Consider the following 21,926-nt stretch of genomic DNA (forward strand, 5'->3'; position numbering starts at 1 on the left):
CGGCTCAGGACGTCAGCGTGGCGAAGACGATCACGTTGTCCTGGTAGCTGCCGGCGGCCTGGTCGAACTGGCCGCCGCAGGTCACCACCCGCAGCCCGGGACGGTCGTTCGGGCCGTACACCAGGTCGGTGGGGAACTGCGTCTTCGGGTACGACCGCACCTCGTCGACGGTGAACGTGGCGGTGCTGCCGTCGGCCCGCGCCACCGCGACGGTGTCGCCGGGCAGGAGCGAGCCGAGCTGGAAGAAGACCGCCGGCCCGAGTTGCGCCGAGTCGACGTGCCCGACGATCACCGCGTTGCCGGTCTCGCCGGGGCTGACCCCCGGCTCGTACCAGCCGGCCTGCTGGGCCTGGTCCAGCGGGGGCACCTGGACCGTGCCGTCCGGGTTGGTGCCCAGCGGCATGATCCCCGCGTCGACCCCGATCCTGGGAATCAGGATCGTGGTGGGGGCGGAGCGGGGCAGCGGGGCGGGGCCCGGCGGCACGCTCGCGTCGGCGGGGACCTGCGCGTCCGGGTCGTCGACCGGCCCGGTGTCCCCGGCCGGGGCGTCCGTCGGGGTGGTGTGCGGCGCGGCCTGGGCCGCCGGCTGCGGTGGACGGGGCGGGGGCGTGGTCCGGATCGACGCGCCGATCAGGCCGGAGCCGGCCATGGCGAGGAGGACGACGACGGCCGCGCCGGCGGCGCGCCACGGTCTCCCGTGACGGCCGCCGGCCCGTGTCGCCGTCGGGTCAGCCGAGCTCATCGGCCCGACGCCGACGCATCAGCACGATGCCGCCGAGAGCGGCTGCGCCGATCATGCCGGCCCCGCCGGCGACCATGCCCCGGTCGGCGTCGGTGGTGGTCATCCCACCGTCACCGCCGTCGACGTGACCCTTCGGCAGGACGACCAGTTCGCCCTCGCCGCACGAGCCGTTCAGCTCGTACCGGCCCGGACGGGCGTCCCAGGAGACCTTGGCCTCGCCGTAGTAGACGAAGTCCCGCTTGTGCTCCCAGCCGCCCTCGTCCTTGCCGTAGCCGTACTCGTCCTCCTGGCCGTAGCCCTCGTGGCCCTGCCAGTCGCCCTCGTCGGACTCCTCGTCCCAGCCGTGCTCGCCGGACTCCTCGCCGGGCTTGCCGTGTTCCTCGCCCTTGCCTTCGTCGGGCTTGCCGTGCTCGTCGCCCTTGCCTTCGTCGGGCTTGCCGTGCTCGTCGCCCTTGCCTTCGTCGGGCTTGCCGTGCTCGTCGCCCTTGCCTTCGTCGGGCTTGCCGTGCTCGTCGCCCTTGCCTTCGTCGGGCTTGCCGTGTTCCTCGCCCTTGCCTTCGTCGGGCTTGCCGCCGTGGTCCGGGCCCTGGTCGGCGGCCATGAAGCCACCGCCCTGGCCGCCCGCCGGGGGCTGACCGCCGTCCGCCGGAGGCTGGCCGCCCTCGGCCGGGGGCTGCGGCTTGGGGCCGTTGTCGTCGGGGCCCTTGCCCTCGTCGGGCTTGCCGTGGCCTTCGCCCTTGCCCTCTTCGCCCTTGCCGTGGTCCTCGCCCTTGCCGTGGTCCTCGTCCCGGCCCTCGTCGTCCTTCCAGCCGCCGTGTTCCTCGCCGCGGCCGTCGGCGGGCCTGAGTTTGACCTTGCCGGTGACCTTGGACCAGACGAAGGCGTGTTCCTGCGCCTCCGGGCAGATCTCGATGAGCTTGACCTCTTCGCCGGGCTTGACGACGTGCGGCTTGGCGAAGACCTTGCCGTCCCGGCTCTCGCCGTCGTGGTGACCGTCCGCGAACGCGATCCCCGGCGTGAACACCAGAAGGGACGCGCCACCGAGAGCGGCACCCGCGACAACCTTCCCGAGCATCTTGTTAGCCATGACCTGCGTCACTCCATCCCCTGTTGTCCTGAGCCCGACGACAGTCGAGCTATGACCGACGTTAGACGGTTTCACGACTTATTCGGGGAAAGATTCGTGTTTTCGGCTTTACCGATGATGCGACCCATAAGGCCCCTGGGCCGCTTGTGTCGGGATTACCGCCCGGCTGCGCGGTCGGGGCGCTCGCGGCCGAGCTGGGCGGAGATAGGCTCGTAGCGGCCCGGATGCCGATCCGGGCGTTGCGGCCAGGTTGCCGCGAAGTATCGAGCCATTGCCATGGAAGCGCTCCCATGCAAGAATCGCTGCACGCGGTTCGGGGAGCCACACCGCGCACGGCAGGGGTCGAGGGCAACCGGTGCACCGGACGACGTCGCCGCCGACCGGTCCGTGCGGGCCGGTGAAGCTCACCACCACCACGCCCGTCCCCCGGGTCGGGCACCCCCCGAGATGTCCCGTTGGCGCCGGGGTCGTCCGTACCCCAGGACGCTCACGCGCCACTTGCCGGTCCCCTCGTGGTGCCGGTCTCGCCCAAGGAGTGCAAAAGGCATGAATCTGTGGAGAAGTCTGTCCGCCCGACGCCGGGCGTTCGCCCTCACCGGGGCGAGCGTGCTGGTCGCGGGCGGGCTGGTGACCATCCCGGTCACCGCGGCGCAGGCCGCCACCCAGTGCAGCATCGACTACACCACCAACGACTGGTCCGGTGGCTTCACCGCCAACGTCACCATCCGCAACGTGGGTGACCCGATCAGCAACTGGACCCTCGGCTTCACCTTCCCCAACAGCAGCCAGCGGGTGACCCAGGGCTGGTCGGCCAAGTGGTCGCAGAGCGGCCAGAACGTGACCGCCACCAACGAGTCCTACAACGGCTCGCTGGGTCGCGGCGGCAGCACCACCCTCGGGTTCAACGGCTCGTGGAGCGGCAGCAACCCCAAGCCGACCTCGTTCACCCTGAACGGGGTGGTCTGCGGTGGCGTCACGCCCACCACCCCGCCGCCGACCACCACCCCGCCGCCCACCACGCCTCCGCCGACCACCCCGCCGCCCACCACCCCGCCGCCCACGACGCCTCCGCCCACCACGCCCCCGCCGGGGCAGAAGGTGGACAACCCCTACGCCGGGGTCAAGGGCTACGTGAACCCGGAGTGGAAGGCCAAGGCGGACGCCGAGGCCGGTGGCAGCCGGGTCTCCAACAACCCGACCGCCGTCTGGCTGGACCGGATCGCCGCGATCAACGGCACGCCGGACAGCAGCTCCAACGGCGCGATGGGCGTCAAGGACCACCTGGACGCCGCCCTCGCCCAGGGTGCCGGCTACATCCAGTTCGTGATCTACAACCTGCCCGGCCGGGACTGCTCGGCGCTCGCCTCCAACGGTGAGCTGGCCGCCGACGAACTGCCGCGCTACAAGTCGGAGTACATCGACCCGATCGCCGCGATCCAGAGCCAGGCCAAGTACGCCAGCCTGCGGATCATCAACATCATCGAGATCGACTCGCTGCCGAACCTGGTCACCAACACCTCCGGCAACGCCGGTGGCACGGTGCAGTGTGACGTGGTGAAGGCCAACGGCGCGTACGTCAACGGCGTCGGCTACGCCCTGGCCAAGCTGGGCCCGATCGGCAACGTCTACAACTACATCGACGCCGGTCACCACGGCTGGCTGGGTTGGGACACCAACTTCGGCCCGACCGCCGACATCCTGAAGACCGCCGCGGTCGCCTCCGGCAGCACCGTGAACAACGTGCACGGCTTCATCACCAACACGGCGAACTACTCCGCCCTGAAGGAGCCGTACGTCAAGATCACCGACACGGTGAACGGCCAGACCGTCCGCCAGTCCAAGTGGATCGACTGGAACTACTACGTCGACGAGCTGTCGTTCGCCCAGGCGTTCCGCACCAAGCTGATCTCGGTCGGCTTCAACAGCAACATCGGCATGCTGATCGACACCTCCCGTAACGGCTGGGGCGGCACCGCCCGGCCCACCGGCCCGGGCGCGACGACCAGCGTCGACACCTACGTCAACGGTGGCCGTGTCGACCGTCGGTTCCACGCCGGCAACTGGTGCAACCAGGCCGGTGCGGGTCTCGGCGAGCGGCCGAAGGCCAACCCCGAGCCGGGCATCGACGCCTACGTCTGGGTGAAGCCCCCGGGTGAGTCCGACGGCTCCAGCTCCCTCATCCCGAACAACGAGGGCAAGGGCTTCGACCGGATGTGCGACCCGACCTACACCGGTAACGCCCGCAACGGCAACAGCATGAGCGGCGCGCTGCCCAACGCTCCGATCTCCGGCGCCTGGTTCTCCGCGCAGTTCCAGGAGCTCATGAAGAACGCCTACCCGGCGCTCTGACGAACCAGCCCGCCGCGGCTGGAGTGAGGCACTGACGCGGCGGGCGCACCCGGGCCCCCGGTCCGACCGAGAGGTCGGGCCGGGGGCCCACCCGTGTGCCGGGCCGCTGTCGCGCCGGCCTCAGGGGACGGTACGTTCCACCGCGGCCCGACCCATCTCGGCCAGGTCACGCCGGGCCCGCTCCAGGTTCTCCGGGGTCAGGTCCTGCCCGCGCGCCATGACCAGGTCCTCCGGTTCCCAGGGCTGCTCCGCCCCGGTGCGGATGTTGTCCCCACCGGCCCCGGTGCCGGTTCCGGTGGCCCCGGTGCCGGCGGCGTACGGGTCACCGATCAGCTCCTCGGTCGCACCACCGGACTGGTCACCCGGCGCGACGAAAGCCGGATCGGCCGGACCGGCGCCGCCCCGGGAGAACCGCGGCACGGTGGAATCGTCGTCCACCGCGGCGGCCACCTCCGGGCGCTCCTCCAACGGTCGGTTCGGGTCACGGTCGGTCATGGTGCCGCCCTCCTGTCCCAGACGCTTCCCGCGCCCGGGTACCCCGTCCGGGCGACCCCATGCCGGGCGGATCAGACCTCCCGGGCCTCCTCGGTGGTGGGCGGCACCACCGGGCGCAGCCACTGCCAGGCCAGCATGAACAGCCCGAAGGCCAGCATCGCCAGCCCGGCCCACAGGTTGATCCGGACGCCCTGCGCCTTGTCGATCTCGGCAGCCGAGTCGAAGAGACCGACCAGGCCGACGATCACCCCGTACACCACGAAGATACCACCGATGACCCGGCGGATGTCGAACAGCCGGGCGGCGGCGGACCGCTTGCGTTCGTTCTCGGTCTCGGCGACCTGCGGGTCGTTCGCGCGTTCGCTGTGCTGGTCCACGCCTGCGCCTCCCTCTCGTGACGGACCGGGCTCAGAAGACCGGGATGTAGCCTCAGAAGACCGGGATGTAGAAGAGCACGGCCAGCACCAGCGCGATCGCGCCCAGCAGCACCGGCGACCGCCACCAGACCTGGTCCCCGGCGAGCACGTCGCCCTTCAGGTCGATCCCACCCATCCCGTAGACCAGACCCTGCAACTCCTCGGCCCGCTTGGGACGGGTCAGCGGGGTGACCACCGCGGCGACCACGGCGACCGTGACGAAGGCGATGCCCGCGCCCCAGAAGCTCTCCTCCAGGTCGGAGTTGAAGTCCACCACGCCGGCCTTGTAGAGCAGGTAGGTCGCCAGCGCGGCCAGGGTGCCCGCCAGCAGCGACCAGAAACCGGCCAGCGCGCTCATCCGCTTCCAGAACATGCCGATGATGAAGGTGGCGAACAGTGGGGCGTTGAACAGGGAGAACAGCGCCTGGATGTAGTTCATGATGTTGCTGAACCCGGCGGCGATGAACGCGGTGCCGATGCCCACCACCACCCCGCCCACGGTGGCGATCCGCCCGATCCGGATGTAGTACTCGTCGGAGCGTTCCCTGCGGACGTACGCCTGCCAGATGTCGTAGGTGAAGACGGTGTTGAAGCCGCTGACGTTGGCCGCCATGCCGGCCATGAACGAGGCGACCAGGCCGGTGACCGCGATCCCGAGCACCCCGTTGGGCAGCAGGTCGCGCATCAGCAGCGGAATCGCGTTGTTGTAGACCAGGTCACCGGACTCGGCCCCCAGTCCCTTGACGGTGACCAGCGCGATCAGACCGGGGATCACGGTCACCACCGGGATGACCAGCTTCGGGTACGCGGCGATGATCGGCGTACGCCGGGCGGCGCTCATGTTCTTGGCCGACAGCGCCCGCTGCACCTCGGCGAAGTTGGTGGTCCAGTAGCCGAAGGAGAGCACGAACCCGAGCCCGAACACGATGCCCAGCCAGTGCGCGCCGAGCGGGTTGGCGGTGCTGCCGGTGCCCTCCCAGGCGTGCAGCCCGGCCTCGCCGAGCTTGGAGTCGCGCACCGAGTCCATCAGGCCGGACCAGCCGCCGACCTTCACCAGGCCGATGACGGTGATCGGCACCAGCCCGGCGATGATGACGAAGAACTGGAGCACCTCGTTGTAGATCGCGCCGGAGAGCCCGCCGACGGTGATGTAGGCCAGCACGATCGCCGCACCGACGACGATCGCCAGCCAGAGCGGCCAGCCGAGCAGCGCCTGCATGATCAGCGCCAGCGCGTACAGGTTGACCCCGGCGATCAGCACCTGGGCGACCGCGAAGCTGATCGCGTTCAACAGGTGGGTCGGGCGGTTGAACCGCAGCCGCAGGTACTCCGGGACGCTGCGCACCCGGGAGCCGTAGTAGAACGGCATCATCACGATGCCCAGGAAGATCATCGCCGGTACGGCGCCGATCCAGTAGTAGTGGACGGTCATGATGCCGTACTGCGCGCCGTTGGCGGCCATCCCGATGATCTCCAGGGCGCCCAGGTTGGCCGAGACGAAGGCCAAGCCGGTCACCCAGGCGGGCAGTGAACGCCCGGAGAGGAAGAAGTCGACGCTGGTGCGGATCGCCCGGCGGGCGGCGAAACCGACCCCGAGCACGGTGACGAAGTAGAGCGCGAGGATTCCGTAATCCAGCACGTTCATGTTCAGTCTGAGCCCGGCACCGTCCATCGTCCGCCACCCTTCCGATGCGCCGTCGGCGCTCGCCGGGCGCGCTATTACCCCTCGTGCGGGTTTTCATGCCAGAGGTCCGGGTCGGATCGGTGGGCGAACCGTCGACGCCCCGACCGGGAGTGGCCCGGCCGGGGCGTCGACACAGGTGGGTGGTGGGTGGTCCGGTCCGGAGCCGGCGGGCCGTCCGCGCGGCGGTTCAGCGGCCCAGCACGCGGTCCAGGAAGTCGCGGTACCGCCGGACGGCCACCCGGAGCTGCTCGGTGTCGGCCTCGTCGGCACCCTGCCAGCCGCCCAGCTTCTCCTTCTGCGCGGCGAGCGCCTCGGCGAGGGCCGTGATCGCCTCCTCGACGAGCGACTGCGCCTCGCCGGCCGCGCCCCGGGGGTCGTCGACGAACCGGAGCTGCACGTCACGCCAACGGTCCCGGAAGCCCTGCGCGGCGTCCGCCTCGAACAGCGTCGCCGCGTCGCTGGGCACGTTCGCGTCCGTCGACCTGTCGGCGTCCGCCCCGGCGGTCCCGGTCGAGTGGTGGTCCCGGTCGTGGATCCGGTCCGCCGCGGTCGGGTCGGCCCGCTCGTCGTCGAACGGTTCGGTCCGCCCAGGCGCACCGTCACCGGGCACGGCGAGGTCCTCGTCCCGGGCGTCCCGCTCGTCCTGCGGCCGGCCACCGGCCAGCGCCGACGCGGCCACCGCGTCGCCCACGCTGGCCGCCCCGAAGGTGGTGGGCAGCGGCGCGGGCTCGTGGAACTCCGGCCGCCGGTCCCCGTCCGGGTCGGTGCCGGCCGGCGTCTCCCGGTCGGTCGCCAGGTCGGCGTCGTCACGGGGGTACGGGCGGGCACGGGGCGACCCGTCGTCGGCCCGTGGGCCGTCGAAGCCGTCGTGGTTGTCGAAGCCGTCCCGGTCGTCGAAACCGTCGCCGTCGATGCCGTCGTCGTCGTGGTCGATGGCGTCCCGGTCGTCGACGCCGTCGCGGTCCCGGTCGTCGCGGGCCGTGCCGTGCCGGCCGACGGGCTCGGCGTCCACCGCGTCCGGCGGCGGTACCGCCACCGGGGTGGACCGGACGACCTCGGAGTGGTCGGTGGGCAACTGCTGCTCGTCCTGGCGCATGGCGGTGTCTCCTCAGCGGGTGGTGGCGTCCTGCGGGCTGTCCGGGTGCTGCTGCTGCGGGAGGCGCTGCCCGACCGGCTCCTCGCCGAGCAGGTCGGCGACGAGGGCGCGGTAGTGGACGACGGCCTGCCGGAGATCCTCGGTGCCGGCCTCGCCACGCTCGTTGCGCAGCCGGATCTCGTGCGCCTCCCGGTAGTGGGTCAGGGTGCGGGCGTGCTCCACGGACAGGTGCGCGGCCTGCTCGGCGAACTCCCCGGTCGGGTAGCCCCGGTCGGCGATCAGGCGGCTGACCAGTTCGTCAGCGTCCCCGACGGCCTCGGCCGGCGCGTCGACGAAGCGGACCTGGAGTTCCTCCCAGGCGGCGGCGTACCGAGCCCGCTCGGTCGGGCCGAGCGGGGTGAGCGTCAGCTCCGCGTGGCGGCGCTCCCGCTCGCGCAGCTCCCGCTCGGCGGCGCTGCGGCTGTCCTGCTCCGCGACCACCCGGTCGTACTCCGGGCCGAACCGGGACCGCAGGGCGCGTCGGCGGTTGGCCACCACGGCCACGGCGACCAGCGCCGCCACCACCAGTACGGCGAGAACCAGTAGGACTATCTGCGTGGGCGACATGGCTCCTCCTTCGCCCTGCGGTATTCCCTCCCCGCACTGATCACCAATCCCGATCCGGCGAATTTCCTCCGCCCACGCCGATCCCGACCGGGACGAAGGGGCCACGACGTGCGTCCGGGGCCGATCAGGTGGAAATCCGGTCACATTTTTCCATCGGTCCGCAGGCCGGCCCGGGGTCGGTGCGGGCCCCCGCCAATGCCTGATCAACCCGGGTGCGGCCAGGTCAGGTGCCGGCCGGCCGGGGCGGGGCGGGGCAGCGACGCAGCGGTGACGCCGGGAGACGCACGGTAGTGCTGAGCGTCAGGATTACGTATCCTGCCCGAGGTGCCGTGCCGGTGCCCGGCATCGATGCCGGAACCGCCCGGTCGGTGCCGGCGACACCGCCGACACTCCCGCCCGGGCGAGGACTCATGGACACCCGCGACTGGCCGATCCGCGCCAAGCTGACCGCCCTGGTCGTCACCCCGGTGGCCGCCCTCCTGGCGCTATGGATCTTCGCCACCACGTTGACCTTCGGGCCGGCACTCGACCTGCTCGCCGCCCGGACCCTGCTGTCGGACTTCGGCCGCCCCGGCGAGCGGGTGGTGGCCGAGCTGCAACGGGAGCGGCGGGCCTCGGTGATCCAACTGGCCGGCACCGGCACCCTGCCCGCCCTCGCCGACCAGCGGCGACGCACCGACGAGGCGATCGTCGAGCTGCGTCGGATGATGGCCGGCGACGCACTGCGGGACGCCGCCGGTGACCTGCTCAACGCCCGGCTCGACGCGCTCGGCGCCGCCCTGGAGGCGTTGCCGGCCGGTCGGGGGTTCATCGACCGCCGGCAGGTCGACCGGGCCGGTGCCATCGGCCTGTACAGCGGCATGATCTCCTCGGCCTTCCAGGCGTTCGCCGCGACGGCGGCGCTGCCCGACGCCGAGTTGAACCGGCAGGCACTCGCCCTGACCGCGGTCGGCCGCTCCCGCGAACTGCTCGGCCAGACCGACGCGATGCTCGCCGGGGCGTTCGTCGCCGGCCGGTTCACCGAGGGCGAGCACCTGCGGTTGGTGCAGACCATCGCCAACGAACGGTTCCTCGCCGAGTCGGCGGTGGCCGACCTGCCGGCCGCCGACCGGGCCGCCTACCAGCGGCTGGTGGAGGGGGAGGCGTTCGTCCGGCTCCGCACCATGCAGGAGCAGCTGCTCAGCGCCGGGCCGTCCGGCCTCCCGCCGATCGACCCGGCGGCCTGGCAGGCCAGCCAGGCGGCCGTCCAGCAGGAGCTGCGTGACTTCGAACTCAGCCAGGCCGACGGGCTGGCCGAACGGTCCGTACCGGTCGCCGTCACGATCCTGCTGCGCCTCGGCGTCGCCGGGGTGCTGGGCCTCGTCGCGATCGGGGTGTCGCTGCTGGTCGCCATCCGGGTCGGTCGGACGCTGGCCCGCCGGTTGTCCGCCGTGCGCAACGCCGCGCTGGAGCTGGCCGGGCACCGGCTGCCCGACGTGGTGGCCCGGCTGCGCCGGGGCGAACAGGTCGACGTCGCCAGGGAGGCCCCGCCGCTGTCCTACGGTGCGGACGAGATCGGTGACGTCGGCCGGGCGTTCACCGAGGTGAGCCGGGTGGCGGTGCGGTCGGCGATCGACGAGGTGACGCTGCGGCGGGGGCTGAACGAGGTCTTCCTCAACCTCGCCCGGCGCAGTCAGGGTCTGGTGCACCGGCAGCTCGCCGTGCTCGACCGGATGGAACGTCGCGCCGAGGACCCGGACGAGCTGGCCGAGCTGTTCCGCGTCGACCACCTGGCGACCCGGCTGCGCCGGCACGCCGAGGACCTGGTCATCCTGGCGGGGGCGGCACCGGGCCGGGGCTGGCGGCAGCCGGTCGCCCTGCTGGACGTGCTGCGCGGCGCGATCTCCGAGGTCGAGGCGTACGACCGGGTGGACATCGGCCGGGTCGGGCCGGCCGGGCTGCTCGGCCGGGCCGTCGCCGACGTCATCCACCTGCTCGCCGAGCTGATCGAGAACGCGACCGCCTTCTCCCCGCCCGAGCGTCGGGTCGAGGTGACCGGGGCGCCGGTCGTCGACGGCTACCTCGTCGAGATCACCGACCACGGGCTCGGGATGACGCCGCAGGCGGTGGAGGACGCCAACCGGCGGCTGGCCACCCCGCCCGAGTTCGACCCGGCCGACAGCGCCCGGCTCGGCCTGTTCGTGGTCTCGCGGCTGGCCGCCCGGCACGGCGTCCAGGTCACCCTGCGGACCGGGACGCCGGTCGGGCTCACCGCACTGGTGCGCCTGCCGGCCGATCTGATCACCGAGGAGCCGCCGATCGCCCCGCCGACCCGGGACCGTCCGGCCGCGTCGGTGACCCGGCTGACCACCCTGCCCCGACCGCGGACCACCCGGACCACCCGGGAGCGACCGGACCAGACGGTGCTGCCGTTCGCCCCGGCCCGTACCTCGTCGGTGGAGGCCGCCGTCGATGGCGACGGCCTGCCCCGCCGGGTCCGCCGCCGGGGCCCGGTGGCCCGTCCGCCGCGCCCGCCGGTCGGCCCCGACCCGACCACCACCCGCTCCCCCGAGGAGGTACGGCGGCAGATGTCGGCCCTACAGGCCGGCACCACCCGGGGACGGCTGGACAGCAGCGGCGTCCACCCGGTCCCGCCGGCCCGACCCGCCCCGACCGCGGGCGGCGACCCGGGGCGGTCCGACGCCGGGGCATCCCCGTCGTCGGCCGGCCCGGTGCCGACGCCCGATCCGACCGCGACTGAGAGGGACGCCTAGTGGTGCACACGACACGGCAGAACGCCGATCTCGGCTGGTTGCTCGACGAACTGGTGGAGCGGGTGCCGGCGGCCCAGCAGGCCGTGGTCCTCTCCGCCGACGGTCTGCTGCTCGGTGCCTCCGCCGGGCTGGACCGGGCCGACGCCGAACACCTCTGCGCGCTGGCCTCGGGCTTCTCCAGCCTGGCCAAGGGGGCCAGCCGGCAGTTGGCCGCCGGTGGCGTCCGGCAGACGGTGGTGGAGATGGAGGAGGCGTACCTCTTCGTGACCGCTGCCGGGCAGGGCGCCTGCCTGGCGGTGGCCTGTGCGGCGGACGCCGACATCGGCCTGGTGGCCTACGAGATGGCGATGCTGGTCGTCCGGGTCGGCGAGAACCTGACCGCCCCGGCGCGGGCGGCGGGGCTCGCCGATGCGGGCTGAGCAGCCGGGTCACCAGCACGAGTGGCTGGACGGCGCGGCCGGCCCGGTGGTACGCCCGTACACCCTGACCGGTGGCCGGGTGCGGCCCGCCGTCGGCGGCTTCGACCTGGTGGCGTTCGTGCTGGCCGCGGCGGGCGTCGACCCGTACGGCCAGCCGGGGCTGCAACCCGAGCACCGGCGGCTGGTGGAGTGCGCCAGGCAGCCGGTGGCGGTGGTGGATCTCGCCGCCGACCTGGATCTCGCCCTCGGGGTGGTCCAGGTCCTCCTCGGTGACCTGCTCGCCCGTGGGCTGGTCACCGTGCACGAACCGCCGGCCGCCGCCGGCCTTCCCGACGACGACATTCTCAAGGCGGTGGTCAGTGGACTACGTGCGCTCTGATCGCGACTCCTCAGCGGACCGGCTGCCGCTGGCTCTCAAGATCCTCATTGCCGGTGGCTTCGGTGCCGGCAAGACGACGCTGGTGAGCGCGCTCAGTGAGGTCCGGCCGTTGCAGACCGAGGAGGTGCTGACCGACGCCGGGATCGGCACCGACGACCTGTCCGGGGTGGAGGGCAAGTCGACCACCACGGTGGCGATGGACTTCGGCCGGATCACCATCACCGACGATCTCCAGGTCTACCTGTTCGGCACCCCCGGGCAGGACCGGTTCTGGTTCCTGTGGGACGAGTTGGCCTTCGGCGCGCTCGGCGCGGTGGTGCTGGCCGACACCCGTCGGTTGGCCGACTGCTTCCCGTCGATCGACTACTTCGAGCAGCGCGGCATCCCGTTCGTGGTGGGGGTCAACTGTTTCGAGGACACCCGCCGGTTCGGCGTGGACGCGGTGCGGCAGGCGTTGGACATCGAGCCGGAGGTGCCGGTGATGCTCTGCGACGCCCGGGACCGGCAGTCCGGCAAACTGGTGCTGATCTCGCTGGTCGAGCACGTGGCCCGGCAGCGCGGCGAACCGGTCCCGGTGGGCTGACCGGCCCGAACCCCTGCCAGCCCGAGGAAAACCCGGGAAACCAGGGATGCCGGCGGGTGATTGCGGGAAGCCTGGGAGCGACGGCGGGATTCGGCAGAGGGGTGGTCCGGTGACGGGGACGATCGTCCACATCGGCGGTTACACGGCGGACACGGGTGGGCGGGGCGAGGGCATCGTCGCCGCCCGGCGGGACCCCGAGTCGGGGGAGTTGACCCCGCTCGGCACGGTGGCGGTGACGCCGGCGCCGTCCTTCCTCGTGCGGCATCCGTCCCGGCCGGTGCTCTACGCGGTCAACGAGCTGCCCGAGGGGCAGGTGAGCGCGTTCGCGGTCGATCCCGACGGCGGGCTGACCCCGCTGGGGGTCCGGTCGACAGGCGGTGCCGAGCCGGCCCACCTGGCGGTCGCCCCGGACGGCGGGCACCTCTTCGTGGCCAACTACGGCGGGGGCAGCGTCGCCGTCCTGCCGCTGGACGGGCAGGGGGTGCCCGGGGAGCGTACCGACCTGGTGGTCCACCAGGGGCACGGCCCGGACCCGCAGCGGCAGGAGCGGGCGCACTGCCACATGGTGTCGCCCGATCCCGGCGTCGGCCCGCTGCTCGCCGTGGACCTGGGCACCGACTCGGTCTACCGGTACGACCTGGACGCCGCCACCGGCCGGCTGACCCCGCGCGCCCCCCGGGTGCACACGGTGGCGGGCACCGGTCCCCGGCACCTGGCCCGGCACCCCGACGGGCGGCGCTGCTGGCTCGCCGGTGAGCTGGACGCGACGGTGACCGCCTACCAGCTGACCGCCGACGGGGCGCTGCACCAGCGGGGCCGGGTGGACGCCAGTGGGCGGGCCGGTCACGTCCAGCCGTCGGAGATCACGGTCGGCCCGGACGGCCGGTTCCTCTACCTGGGCAACCGGGGGGTCGGCACGGTGGCGGTCTTCGCCCTCGACGGGGAGTTGCCCCGGCTGGTCGACGAGGTCGACACCGGCGGGGAGTGGCCCCGGCACTTCGCGTTCGCCGGCCGGCACCTGTACGTCGCCGACGAGCGGGCCGACATGATCCGGGTGTTTTGGGTCGACCCCGAGTCGGGCGTGCCGTCGCCGGCGGGTGAGCCTGTGGCCACCGGGAGTCCGACCTGCGTACTGCCCTGACGTACGTCCGTCCGGGGTGGATCGGTGCCACGTCACGAGATGATTTGGTTACTCAGAGTGCCGAAATAGTGATCAACTGTTTCTCCTGCGTAACTTTCGTCCGAACGGTTGTGGCAGTAAGCGCACGAGATACGCAAGATGGTCAGCGTGTCTGGCCGCCATCGCATGCGTTCAAGTATCCGTGGAGCCGGCGCCGCCGCGGCGGCCGCCGCGCTCGTCGTCGTGGTCGGTGGCTCCTGGGTCGGTTACCAGCAGTTGGCCGGACCGTCCTGCTCGGGGGGGATCCAGCTCGCCGTGGCCGCCGCGCCCGAGGTCGCGCCGGCCGTCGAGGCGGCGGCGGCCCAGTGGACGACGGACGGAGCGGCGGTCGGTGGCACCTGCATCAAGGTGAACGTCACGGCCTCCGAACCGGTGGAGGTGGCCGCCGCGGTGGCCAGCAAGCACGGGGCCAGCCTCGCCGGGGTGGGGCAGGCCAGCGGTACCGCGGTCACGCCCGACGTGTGGATTCCGGACTCGTCGACCTGGCTGCTGCGCCTCAAGAGTGGCGGCGCTACCGCGTTCGCCCCCGGCAACGGCGCGTCGATCGCCCGCAGCCCCGTCGTGGTGGCCATGCCGCAGCCGGTGGCCAGCACCAAGTTCGGCTGGCCGGAGAAGAAGCTCACCTGGAACGACATGCTGCGCGCCGTACGCGGGGACAAGCCGCTACGGGCCGGCATCGTCGAGCCGACCCAGGACGCCGCCGGGCTCTCCGGCCTGCTCTCCCTGACCGCCGCGGCCAGCGGCGGGGGCGGCGACGCCCAGCAGGCGACCACGGCCGCGCTGCGGGCGCTGGCCACCGGCCGCTCGGCGCTGCGGCAGGACCTGCTGGCCCGGTTCCCGCGTTCCAACGACCCGACCTCCATCGCCAGCGCGCTCGGTGCCGCCGCGCTGTCGGAGGAGGACGTCATCGCCTACAACAACACCAAGCCGCCGATCCCGCTGGCCGCGCTCTACCTGGAGCCGTCGCCGATGCCGCTGGATTACCCGTACGCGGTGCTCCCCGGCATCGACCAGGCCAAGGCGTCGGCCGCGAAGGTGCTCTTCGAACTGCTCACTACGCAGAGCTTCAAGAACCGGCTGGCCGTGCAGTCGCTGCGGGCCCCGGACGGCAACTGGGGCGACGGTTTCAAGGCGCCGCAGGGTGCGCCGAGCCCGGCCGGCGGCGGTACGGCCGTGCCCCCGTCCGGGGGGACCGCCGCCGGTGGCCTGGACCCGGTGGCCATAGACCGGGCGGTCTCCGGTTGGTCGATCGCCACCCAGTCCGGGCGGATGCTCTGCGTCATCGACGTCTCCGGCTCGATGAAGGCCGCCGTCCCGTCGGCCAACAACGCCAGCCGGGAGCAGGTGACCGTGGCGGCGGCCAGCCGGGGCCTGAACCTCTTCGACGACTCCTGGTCGATCGGGCTGTGGACGTTCTCCACCGAACTGGTCGGCTCGCGGGACTGGCGGGAGATCGAGCCGATCAGCCCGCTGTCCGGCAACCGGGGAAAGCTGGAGCAGGGGCTCGCCGGTATCCGCCCGTCCAGCGGCGACACCGGTCTGTACGACACCATGCTGGCGGCGTACAAGACGGTCCAGGACGGTTGGGAACCCGGCCGGGTCAATTCGGTGGTGCTGTTCACCGACGGTAAGAACGAGGACAAGAACGGCATCTCGCAGACCGCGCTGATCAGCCGGCTCAAGCAGCTCAACGACCCGGAGCGTCCGGTGCAGGTGGTCATCATCGGCATCGGCAGCGAGGTCTCCAAGACCGAACTCCAGTCGATCACCAACGTCACCGGTGGCGGCGCCTTCGTCACCGAGGACCCGTCCAAGATCGGTGACATCTTCCTGAAGGCCATCGCGTTGCGCCCGAACGCACCGCGCTGATCCCTCGCACAGTGCACATGGGTCACTGCATCCGGTGAGAATTGGTGCCATGGTGGGATTTCCCCGCTCCGGCGGCGAAAGAAAACTGACAGTAATGCGTCCGAAGCAATAGGTGAGCATCATTGTGGGGCAGGATGTCGGGAGCGCTCCGGCCGGCGGACCCCTCCAGAGGTGAGCATTCAGGCTCGGAGCCGACAAGTGTGATGTGGGGGAGGTTGGGTGACCTCGGCGACACTGTCCACGCCCGTCCGTACCCCGCCGTCGGCGCCCGGTCGCCGATCGGCGGGTACTCGTTCCCAGGCCAACCAGCGAAGCTACGTCCGCACCCTGGTGGTGCTGGACACCGCCGTGCTGTCGCTGGCGGTCCTCGCCGGCTACGCCACCCGCTTCGGCGATGCCGTGCCGCGCGGCTCGGAGATCCCGTACGTGGTGGTGGCACCGGCCCTGGTGCTGGTCTGGTTGGTTTCACTCAAGGCGCTGCGCTGCTACGACGACCGGGTGCTCGGCTACGGCGCGGACGAGTACCGGCGGGTCAGCGGGGCGAGTCTGCGCCTGGCCGGTGGGGTCGCGATCGCCGGTTACATCTTCGACGTCGGGGTCTCCCGGGGCTTCCTCGGCATCTCCTTCGCCGTCGGCACGATCGGGCTGGTGGCCACCCGGTTCGCCGCCCGTAAGGCACTGCACCGGGCCCGCTGCCGGGGCGACGGCTGGTCCCGGCGGGTCCTCGTCGTCGGGGACACCGCGCACGTGCTGGAACTGGTGCACACCCTGCGCCGGGAGCCGTACGCCGGCTACCACGTGGTCGGCGCGTGCATCCCCGACGCGCTGCTCGCCCCGGTGCCGCAGCGGCTCAGCGACGTACCGGTGGTGGGTTCCCTGCGCGGCATCCCGGAGGCCGCCGCCGCGATCGGCGCGGACACCGTCGCGGTCACCGCGTCCGGCGAGCTGACCGCGACCCGGCTGCGTCGGCTGGGCTGGCAGCTGGAGGGCACCGGGATCGACCTGGTCGTCGCCCCCGCCCTCACCGACGTCGCCGGCCCCCGCATCCACACCCGGCCGGTGGCCGGCCTGCCACTGATCCACGTCGAGGCACCGGAGTTCCGGGGGGCCCGCAAGCTGGTCAAGGAGTTCGTCGACCGGTCCGCCGCCGCGGTGGCGCTGGCGCTGCTGCTGCCCCTGGTGGCGCTGATCGCGCTGGCCGTCAAGCTGGACAGCCGGGGTCCGGTGCTGTTCCGGCAGACCCGGGTCGGGCAGGGCGGCCGGGAGTTCGGGGTGCTGAAGTTCCGCACCATGGTGGTCAACGCCGACGCGCTGCTGGCCGAGCTGGTCGCCCGCAACGAGACCAACGGGCTGATGTTCAAGATGCGCGACGACCCGCGGGTCACCCGGATCGGGCGGCTGCTGCGCAAGTGGTCCCTCGACGAACTGCCCCAGCTGGTCAACGTGCTGCTCGGCCAGATGAGCCTGGTCGGCCCCCGCCCGCCGTTGCCGTCCGAGGTGGCCCGCTACGACGGTGACGTGGCCCGCCGCCTGCTGGTCAAGCCGGGCATGACCGGACTCTGGCAGGTCAGCGGCCGGTCCGACCTCAGCTGGGAGGACGGCATCCGGCTGGACCTCTACTACGTGGAGAACTGGTCGCTCGCCGCCGACCTGACCATCCTGTGGAAGACCTTCGGCGCGGTGCTGCGCGGGCGCGGCGCGTACTGACCGCCGGGCCCGGCGTCGCACGCGCCGGGCCCGCCGGTCTCACTCCTGCGGACCGGTCCAGTCCAGGCAGACCACCACCGCGTCGTCGACCAGGTCACCGGCGACGAAGGCGCGCAGGTCACCGATGAGCGAGCGGACCGCGTCCAGCGGCGTCATCGGCCCGGTACGCCGCAGGAACCGGTCCAGCGCCGTCTCGCCGTACCGGACGTGCTGCCCGGTCGCGTCGATCACGCCGTCGCTGAGCACGAACAGCCGGTCGCCCCGGCGCAGCTCGAAGCTCTGGTGCTGGTAGTCGGTGCCCTCGAACATGCCCAGCGGGAACTGCTTGTCGAGCGCCTGTTCGTTGACCTCGCCGTCGCGCAGCAGCACCAGCCGGGGCGACCCGGCGTCCACCGCCGTCAGCACCCCGGTGGCCAGGTCCAGCTCCATCACCAGGGCGGACAGGTGCTGCTCGCCCCGGTGCAGGGCGTAGACCGCCTGGTCGGCGAGGGCGACCTGGTCGGCGAGGGCCAGCCCGCCCCGGCGCGCGTTGCGCAACGCGTGGGTGGCCAGCGCGGTGAGCATCGAGGCGGCCACCCCCTCACCGGTGCCGTTGATGGCCGACAGCCACAGCCGGGTGCCGTCGTCGGACCAGTCGAAACTGTCCCCGCGCACCGCGTACGCCGGTTCGAGCTGGCCGGCGAGGCGGAACGAGGGCCGGTCCCGGCTGCGCCCCGGCAGCAGTTCCCACTGCATCTCGGCGGCGAGGGTGAGCCGCCGGGCCCGGCGCGAGGCCCGGTAGACGTCGGTGCCGGCGGTGACCGCGGCCAACTCGTGCCCCAGGGCGGTGGCGATGCGGGTCAGCTCCTCGACCGCCGTCCGGTCGTCGGGCACCGGGGTCAACCGCAGCACCCCGCGCCGCTCACCCCGCATGCCGACGGGGAACCAGCCGGCCCCGTCGGCGAGCACCGGCTGCTGGTGGTCGTAGCAGCGCCAGGCCGGGTGGCCGGGCCCGGTCAGCGGGTCGCCGCCACCCAGCGGCAGCAGCACCGACAGCCGGTAGTCGACCTGGAACAGCGCCACGTCGGTGATCCGGTAGGACCGCCCCAACTCGTCGGCGAGCCGTTCCAGCAGCAGGTCCGCGGGTGACTCGGTCAGCACCCGTCGGGCCCGGCATTCGGGTCCGCTGCTCATGCACGCCTCCTGACAGCGCAGATCCCCTGGTACGGGGGGTAGTCTCGGGCCCACCATGGCCGAAGAAAGTGGTCCTGACGGACCAGACGTGAGTATGGCCGCCGAGCTGGACGCCGCGACAGGGGCCCTGCTCTCCGTGTGGGAGGCGGCCCGGGAAAGTACCACCAGCCGGCTGTCCAGCGCGCAGTTACGTGCCGTCATGGTGGTCGAACGGCACGACGGGATCAACCTGCGCCGGCTCGCCACCCTGCTCAACATGCTGCTCTCCTCGGCGAGCCGGCTCTGTGACCGGCTGGTCGCCGCCGGCATGCTGGAGCGGGAGCCGGGCCGGTCGGACCGGCGGGAGATCGCCCTGCACCTGACCCCGGAGGCGAGCCGGCTCCTGGCCGAGCTGCGCCGGGACCGCCGGCAGCGGCTCGACGCCGTGTTGGCCGGGATGAGCGGCGAGGGCCGGGGGGCGCTGCTGCGCGGCCTGGTGGAGTTCGACCGGGTGGCGCGGGCCCGGGAGGGGGAGGGCGGACCGGTGGTCGAGTTACCGTCCGCACCGCCCCCACCGATCCGCGCCCGGCCGGGCAACGGCGCCCCGGCGGCCCGTTCGGCCTGATCCGCAGGCGGTCACCGGGGCGTGGTCAGCAGGGTCCGGGCCTGACGCAGGTAGTCCCCGGCGTGCCGGTGCTCGGTCAGCGCGGCGGCGCACACCCGGAGCATGGTGTCCAGCAGCGGGACGCCGTCCCGGGCGTCGGGCACCTCCGTCTGCCAGCGGACGAACTCGACGAGCAGCCCCGGGTCGCCGATCCGGATCGCCGCGGCCAGCGCGTCGACCAGCTGGGCGACCGCGCCGGCGACCTCCTCGACCCGGTCGGGCTCCGGGGCCACCTCGCGGAGCACGAGCTGCACCAGGTCACGGCGGCGACGCAGCACCGCGACGTACTCGTCGGTGCCGGCCGCCGGGACGGGACCGGTGGTCGGCGTCGGGCTCAGCGGGCCGGCCAGCAGCCGGGCCGCGTCCCGGGCGGTCGCCCCCCAGGCGGCGGCACCGACGGCGGCGGCCCAGCGGCCGTCCGGGCCGAAACCCGGGCCACCGGCCACCACCGGCACCCCGGCCGCCCGGCACGCCTCGATCATGCGCCCCGCCCGGATCAACCGGCTCGGCTGCACGCAGCTGAGCAGCACCGCGTCCGGGCCGGTCTGGTGCAGGTAGGAGACCAGGTGCCGGACCGGCACGCTCGCGCCGAGGAAGGTGACCCGCCAACCGGCGGCCCGGACCACCTCGACGACGATCCGGGCGGCCAGCGCGTGCCACTCGCCCTCGACGCAGGCCATCACCACGTGTCCGCGGGCCCCCGTCGGGCCGCTGCGGGCGGCGACCGCCTCGACCACCCGCTCGCTGACGTGGGTGGCCGCGTGCTCCTGGGCGACGCTCCACCGGCCGGTCAGCCAGCGCAGCCCCACCTCGCGCTGGGTCGCGGCGACCAGGTCCACCAGCACGTCGGCCACCGACGAGCCGGCGTCCAGCAGGCCGGTCGCGATCGCGGTGGCGGCGGGCAGGTCGGCCCGGTCCAGACAGTCGAGGTACGCCGCGACGACCTCCGGCCCCACCACTGCCGGCCCGGCCGGCGGGCCCGGGTCCGTGGCGGCCGGCCCGTCCGGTCGGCTCACGCCGGGTCCGCCGCGCGGACGGCCAGCATCGCTATGTCGTCGTGGCTCTCCCCGTCCAGCCATTCGTCGACGAGTTGGAGCAGCCAGTCGACCACGGCGGCGGGCGGCAGGCCGGCCACCGTGGCGAGCGCCTGCCGCAGCCGTTGCTCGCCGAACATCTCGACGGCCGCCGCGCCGCCGCGCGCCTCGGTCACCCCGTCGGTGTACGCCAGCAGCAGCTCACCCGGGGCGAGGCGTACCTCCACCTCGACGAACGTGGCCGAGGCGAACGCGCCGATCGGCATCCCGCCCACCCGGGCCTCGACGATGCTGCCGTCGGCGCGTACCACCAGCGGGGACGGGTGCCCGCCGCCGGCGATGCGGACCCGCAGCCCGCCGTCGGCCCCCGGTTCGGTGCTGCCCAGCAGCAGGGTGGTGAACTGGCTGCGCCGGGCGGCGTCGGGGGAGTCGAACAACGCCCGGTTGAGCAGGGCGACGAGTTCCCGGGGACGCTGTTCGACGAGCCGCAGGGTCTGCAGCGACTGGCGTACCCGGCCGGTGAGCACGGCCGCGCCGACCCCCTTGCCGCAGACGTCGCCGAGGGCGAACAGGGCCCCGGTGGCGGTGGGGAAGACCTCGTAGAAGTCGCCGCCGATGCGCAGGCTGTCCCCGGCGGAGCGGTAACCGCCGGCGAGGGTGACGCCGGGCACCGGGGGCAGTTCCGGCGGGAGGAGGCTGTGCTGGAGCACCCGCGCCAGGTGGGCCTGCTCGCCGTAGAGTTCGGCGGCGGCGACCGCGGACCCGGCCCGGGCGGCGAACTCCCGGGCCAGCTCGATGTCGCGCTGGTCGAAGCCGGGCCGGCCGACCCGGCGGACCAGGACCAGCGCGCCGGCTGGCCCGCCGGCGCTGGGCATCGGGCTGATCAGCACGGTGCCGGGGCGGCCGAACTCCGGCGGCAGCACGGCGTCCAGGTCGGCCAGTTCGGCGTCGAGCCAGGGGCTGGGGTCGGTGGTCGCGCCGCTGAGCGCCTCGACGAGCCCGGGGACCGCGCCGGTCAGCTCCGGGTCGGCGACCCCACCGACCGGGCCGGGGTCGCCGTCGGCGTAGCGCAGCCAGTGCGGGACGTCCTCGCCGGGCTGCGGGGGCCGGTGCACGACCAGCGCCGCGTCGGCCAGGTAGGGCACGGGCAGGGTGACGGTGCTGCGCAGGGTCTGCTCGCGGTGCAACGAGAGCCCGAGCCGGCTGCCGGCCCGGGCCAGGAACGCGGTGCGGGACCGCTCGGCGAGCAACGCGTCGGTGCGGGCGTGTTCGTCGGTGACGTCGCGCACGTACCAGGCGCAGCCCCCGCCGGCCAGGGGGCGGCAGACCCCGCGCAGCCGGCGTCCCCGGTGCTCGGCGTCGAACGTCGCGGCGTCGCCGGTGACCGCGCGGGCCAGCGCCGGCACGGTGCCCCCGGCCAGGTCGGTGCCGGGGGTCAGCTCGGGCAGGAGCTGCCCGGCCATCGCGTTGACCAGGGTGACCCGCCCGGCCCGGTCGGTGGTGACCACCGCCTCGGCGAGCCCGTCGAGCAGTTCCCGGGCGAGCTGCGGGTCGGCCGGCAGCGGGCCGTCCGGCGACGGGTGGGCCGGCGCGCGGGACACCTGTCCGCCTCCGCTCACCGGGCCGGCGTGCCCGTCCCGGTGGGTCTTCGTCACCGCCGGTCGCCGGGCGCGTCGGTCTGTCGACCTCTGCGCATGCTGGTAGTGCTCTC

19 protein-coding genes are annotated in these 21,926 nt (G+C 73.2%); 9 read left to right on the forward strand and 10 right to left on the reverse strand.

Going from position 1 to position 21,926, the window contains the following annotated elements:
- Positions 1–4: 4 nt before the first annotated feature.
- Both ACWCHM_RS02300 and ACWCHM_RS02305 read right to left on the reverse strand, forming a co-directional pair.
- Positions 5–742 (reverse strand): class F sortase, encoded by a 738-nt coding sequence (locus ACWCHM_RS02300; protein WP_454221379.1) that lies wholly within the window; start codon positions 740–742, stop codon positions 5–7.
- Entirely contained in the window at positions 729–1,829 is a 1,101-nt protein-coding gene (locus ACWCHM_RS02305) for a hypothetical protein (protein ID WP_454221380.1), read from the reverse strand. Before ACWCHM_RS02305 ends, ACWCHM_RS02300 begins: the two co-directional genes overlap by 14 nt.
- 546 nt (positions 1,830–2,375) lie before the next feature.
- On the opposite strand from ACWCHM_RS02305, the gene ACWCHM_RS02310 reads away from it, so the two are divergent.
- The gene (locus ACWCHM_RS02310; RefSeq protein WP_454221381.1) at positions 2,376–4,178 is read left to right on the forward strand and encodes a glycoside hydrolase family 6 protein; all 1,803 of its coding nucleotides are present in this window, start codon (positions 2,376–2,378) and stop codon (positions 4,176–4,178) included.
- 120 nt (positions 4,179–4,298) lie between these two features.
- Here the strand turns inward: ACWCHM_RS02310 and ACWCHM_RS02315 are convergent, their stop codons facing one another.
- From ACWCHM_RS02315 to ACWCHM_RS02335, 5 genes are all read right to left on the reverse strand, one after another.
- Positions 4,299–4,673: a hypothetical protein gene (locus ACWCHM_RS02315; protein ID WP_421490222.1), complete on the reverse strand. Its 375-nt coding sequence runs from the start codon at positions 4,671–4,673 to the stop codon at positions 4,299–4,301.
- Positions 4,674–4,744: 71 nt separating this feature from the next.
- On the reverse strand, positions 4,745–5,050 hold the full coding sequence (locus ACWCHM_RS02320) for a hypothetical protein (protein ID WP_454221382.1): 306 nt from the start codon (positions 5,048–5,050) through the stop codon (positions 4,745–4,747).
- A gap of 52 nt (positions 5,051–5,102) precedes the next feature.
- Positions 5,103–6,761: a sodium:solute symporter family protein gene (locus ACWCHM_RS02325; protein WP_421490223.1), complete on the reverse strand. Its 1,659-nt coding sequence runs from the start codon at positions 6,759–6,761 to the stop codon at positions 5,103–5,105.
- Positions 6,762–6,960: 199 nt separating this feature from the next.
- Positions 6,961–7,869 (reverse strand): hypothetical protein, encoded by a 909-nt coding sequence (locus ACWCHM_RS02330; protein WP_454221383.1) that lies wholly within the window; start codon positions 7,867–7,869, stop codon positions 6,961–6,963.
- 12 nt (positions 7,870–7,881) lie between these two features.
- Positions 7,882–8,475, reverse strand: coding sequence for a hypothetical protein (locus tag ACWCHM_RS02335; protein WP_204958036.1), 594 nt, complete (start codon positions 8,473–8,475; stop codon positions 7,882–7,884).
- Between the two features lie 410 nt (positions 8,476–8,885).
- On the opposite strand from ACWCHM_RS02335, the gene ACWCHM_RS02340 reads away from it, so the two are divergent.
- The 7 genes from ACWCHM_RS02340 to ACWCHM_RS02370 all read left to right on the forward strand — a co-directional run bounded on the left by ACWCHM_RS02340 (position 8,886) and on the right by ACWCHM_RS02370 (position 17,365).
- Positions 8,886–11,228 (forward strand): sensor histidine kinase, encoded by a 2,343-nt coding sequence (locus tag ACWCHM_RS02340; protein ID WP_454221384.1) that lies wholly within the window; start codon positions 8,886–8,888, stop codon positions 11,226–11,228.
- Positions 11,228–11,647: a roadblock/LC7 domain-containing protein gene (locus ACWCHM_RS02345; RefSeq protein ID WP_145921424.1), complete on the forward strand. Its 420-nt coding sequence runs from the start codon at positions 11,228–11,230 to the stop codon at positions 11,645–11,647. Before ACWCHM_RS02340 ends, ACWCHM_RS02345 begins: the two co-directional genes overlap by 1 nt.
- A complete protein-coding gene (locus ACWCHM_RS02350; RefSeq protein ID WP_145921423.1) occupies positions 11,637–12,026 on the forward strand; it encodes a DUF742 domain-containing protein in 390 nt (129 codons plus the stop codon). Before ACWCHM_RS02345 ends, ACWCHM_RS02350 begins: the two co-directional genes overlap by 11 nt.
- Positions 12,007–12,609: a GTP-binding protein gene (locus tag ACWCHM_RS02355; RefSeq protein WP_204958038.1), complete on the forward strand. Its 603-nt coding sequence runs from the start codon at positions 12,007–12,009 to the stop codon at positions 12,607–12,609. Before ACWCHM_RS02350 ends, ACWCHM_RS02355 begins: the two co-directional genes overlap by 20 nt.
- 46 nt (positions 12,610–12,655) lie before the next feature.
- On the forward strand, positions 12,656–13,750 hold the full coding sequence (locus ACWCHM_RS02360; RefSeq protein ID WP_454221385.1) for a lactonase family protein: 1,095 nt from the start codon (positions 12,656–12,658) through the stop codon (positions 13,748–13,750).
- 165 nt (positions 13,751–13,915) lie between these two features.
- Positions 13,916–15,658 carry a VWA domain-containing protein gene (locus tag ACWCHM_RS02365; protein WP_454221386.1) on the forward strand — a complete coding sequence of 581 codons (1,743 nt, stop codon included), beginning with the start codon at positions 13,916–13,918 and terminating at the stop codon, positions 15,656–15,658.
- A gap of 219 nt (positions 15,659–15,877) precedes the next feature.
- On the forward strand, positions 15,878–17,365 hold the full coding sequence (locus tag ACWCHM_RS02370; RefSeq protein ID WP_204958041.1) for a sugar transferase: 1,488 nt from the start codon (positions 15,878–15,880) through the stop codon (positions 17,363–17,365).
- 39 nt (positions 17,366–17,404) lie between these two features.
- Here ACWCHM_RS02370 and ACWCHM_RS02375 read toward each other — a convergent pair whose 3' ends face one another.
- The gene (locus tag ACWCHM_RS02375) at positions 17,405–18,538 is read right to left on the reverse strand and encodes a PP2C family protein-serine/threonine phosphatase (RefSeq protein ID WP_454221387.1); all 1,134 of its coding nucleotides are present in this window, start codon (positions 18,536–18,538) and stop codon (positions 17,405–17,407) included.
- 94 nt (positions 18,539–18,632) lie between these two features.
- Between ACWCHM_RS02375 and ACWCHM_RS02380 the strand changes: the two genes are divergently transcribed.
- On the forward strand, positions 18,633–19,142 hold the full coding sequence (locus ACWCHM_RS02380) for a MarR family winged helix-turn-helix transcriptional regulator (RefSeq protein ID WP_204958223.1): 510 nt from the start codon (positions 18,633–18,635) through the stop codon (positions 19,140–19,142).
- Between the two features lie 11 nt (positions 19,143–19,153).
- Here the strand turns inward: ACWCHM_RS02380 and ACWCHM_RS02385 are convergent, their stop codons facing one another.
- The gene (locus ACWCHM_RS02385) at positions 19,154–20,197 is read right to left on the reverse strand and encodes a cobalamin B12-binding domain-containing protein (protein WP_281894765.1); all 1,044 of its coding nucleotides are present in this window, start codon (positions 20,195–20,197) and stop codon (positions 19,154–19,156) included.
- Positions 20,194–21,870, reverse strand: coding sequence for a SpoIIE family protein phosphatase (locus ACWCHM_RS02390; RefSeq protein WP_454221388.1), 1,677 nt, complete (start codon positions 21,868–21,870; stop codon positions 20,194–20,196). Before ACWCHM_RS02390 ends, ACWCHM_RS02385 begins: the two co-directional genes overlap by 4 nt.
- Between the last annotated feature and the right edge of the window lie 56 nt (positions 21,871–21,926).

The sequence above is a fragment of the Micromonospora sp. SCSIO 07396 genome, from assembly GCF_053667945.1.

Coding starts and splice junctions, on each gene's coding strand:
- ACWCHM_RS02300 (WP_454221379.1), bottom strand. CDS start 742: ATGAGCTCGGCTGACCCGACGGCGACACGGGCCGGCGGCCGTCACGGG.
- ACWCHM_RS02305 (WP_454221380.1), bottom strand. CDS start 1,829: ATGGCTAACAAGATGCTCGGGAAGGTTGTCGCGGGTGCCGCTCTCGGT.
- ACWCHM_RS02310 (WP_454221381.1), top strand. CDS start 2,376: ATGAATCTGTGGAGAAGTCTGTCCGCCCGACGCCGGGCGTTCGCCCTC.
- ACWCHM_RS02315 (WP_421490222.1), bottom strand. CDS start 4,673: ATGACCGACCGTGACCCGAACCGACCGTTGGAGGAGCGCCCGGAGGTG.
- ACWCHM_RS02325 (WP_421490223.1), bottom strand. CDS start 6,761: ATGGACGGTGCCGGGCTCAGACTGAACATGAACGTGCTGGATTACGGA.
- ACWCHM_RS02330 (WP_454221383.1), bottom strand. CDS start 7,869: ATGCGCCAGGACGAGCAGCAGTTGCCCACCGACCACTCCGAGGTCGTC.
- ACWCHM_RS02335 (WP_204958036.1), bottom strand. CDS start 8,475: ATGTCGCCCACGCAGATAGTCCTACTGGTTCTCGCCGTACTGGTGGTG.
- ACWCHM_RS02340 (WP_454221384.1), top strand. CDS start 8,886: ATGGACACCCGCGACTGGCCGATCCGCGCCAAGCTGACCGCCCTGGTC.
- ACWCHM_RS02350 (WP_145921423.1), top strand. CDS start 11,637: ATGCGGGCTGAGCAGCCGGGTCACCAGCACGAGTGGCTGGACGGCGCG.
- ACWCHM_RS02360 (WP_454221385.1), top strand. CDS start 12,656: ATGCCGGCGGGTGATTGCGGGAAGCCTGGGAGCGACGGCGGGATTCGG.
- ACWCHM_RS02365 (WP_454221386.1), top strand. CDS start 13,916: ATGCGTTCAAGTATCCGTGGAGCCGGCGCCGCCGCGGCGGCCGCCGCG.
- ACWCHM_RS02375 (WP_454221387.1), bottom strand. CDS start 18,538: ATGAGCAGCGGACCCGAATGCCGGGCCCGACGGGTGCTGACCGAGTCA.
- ACWCHM_RS02380 (WP_204958223.1), top strand. CDS start 18,633: ATGGCCGCCGAGCTGGACGCCGCGACAGGGGCCCTGCTCTCCGTGTGG.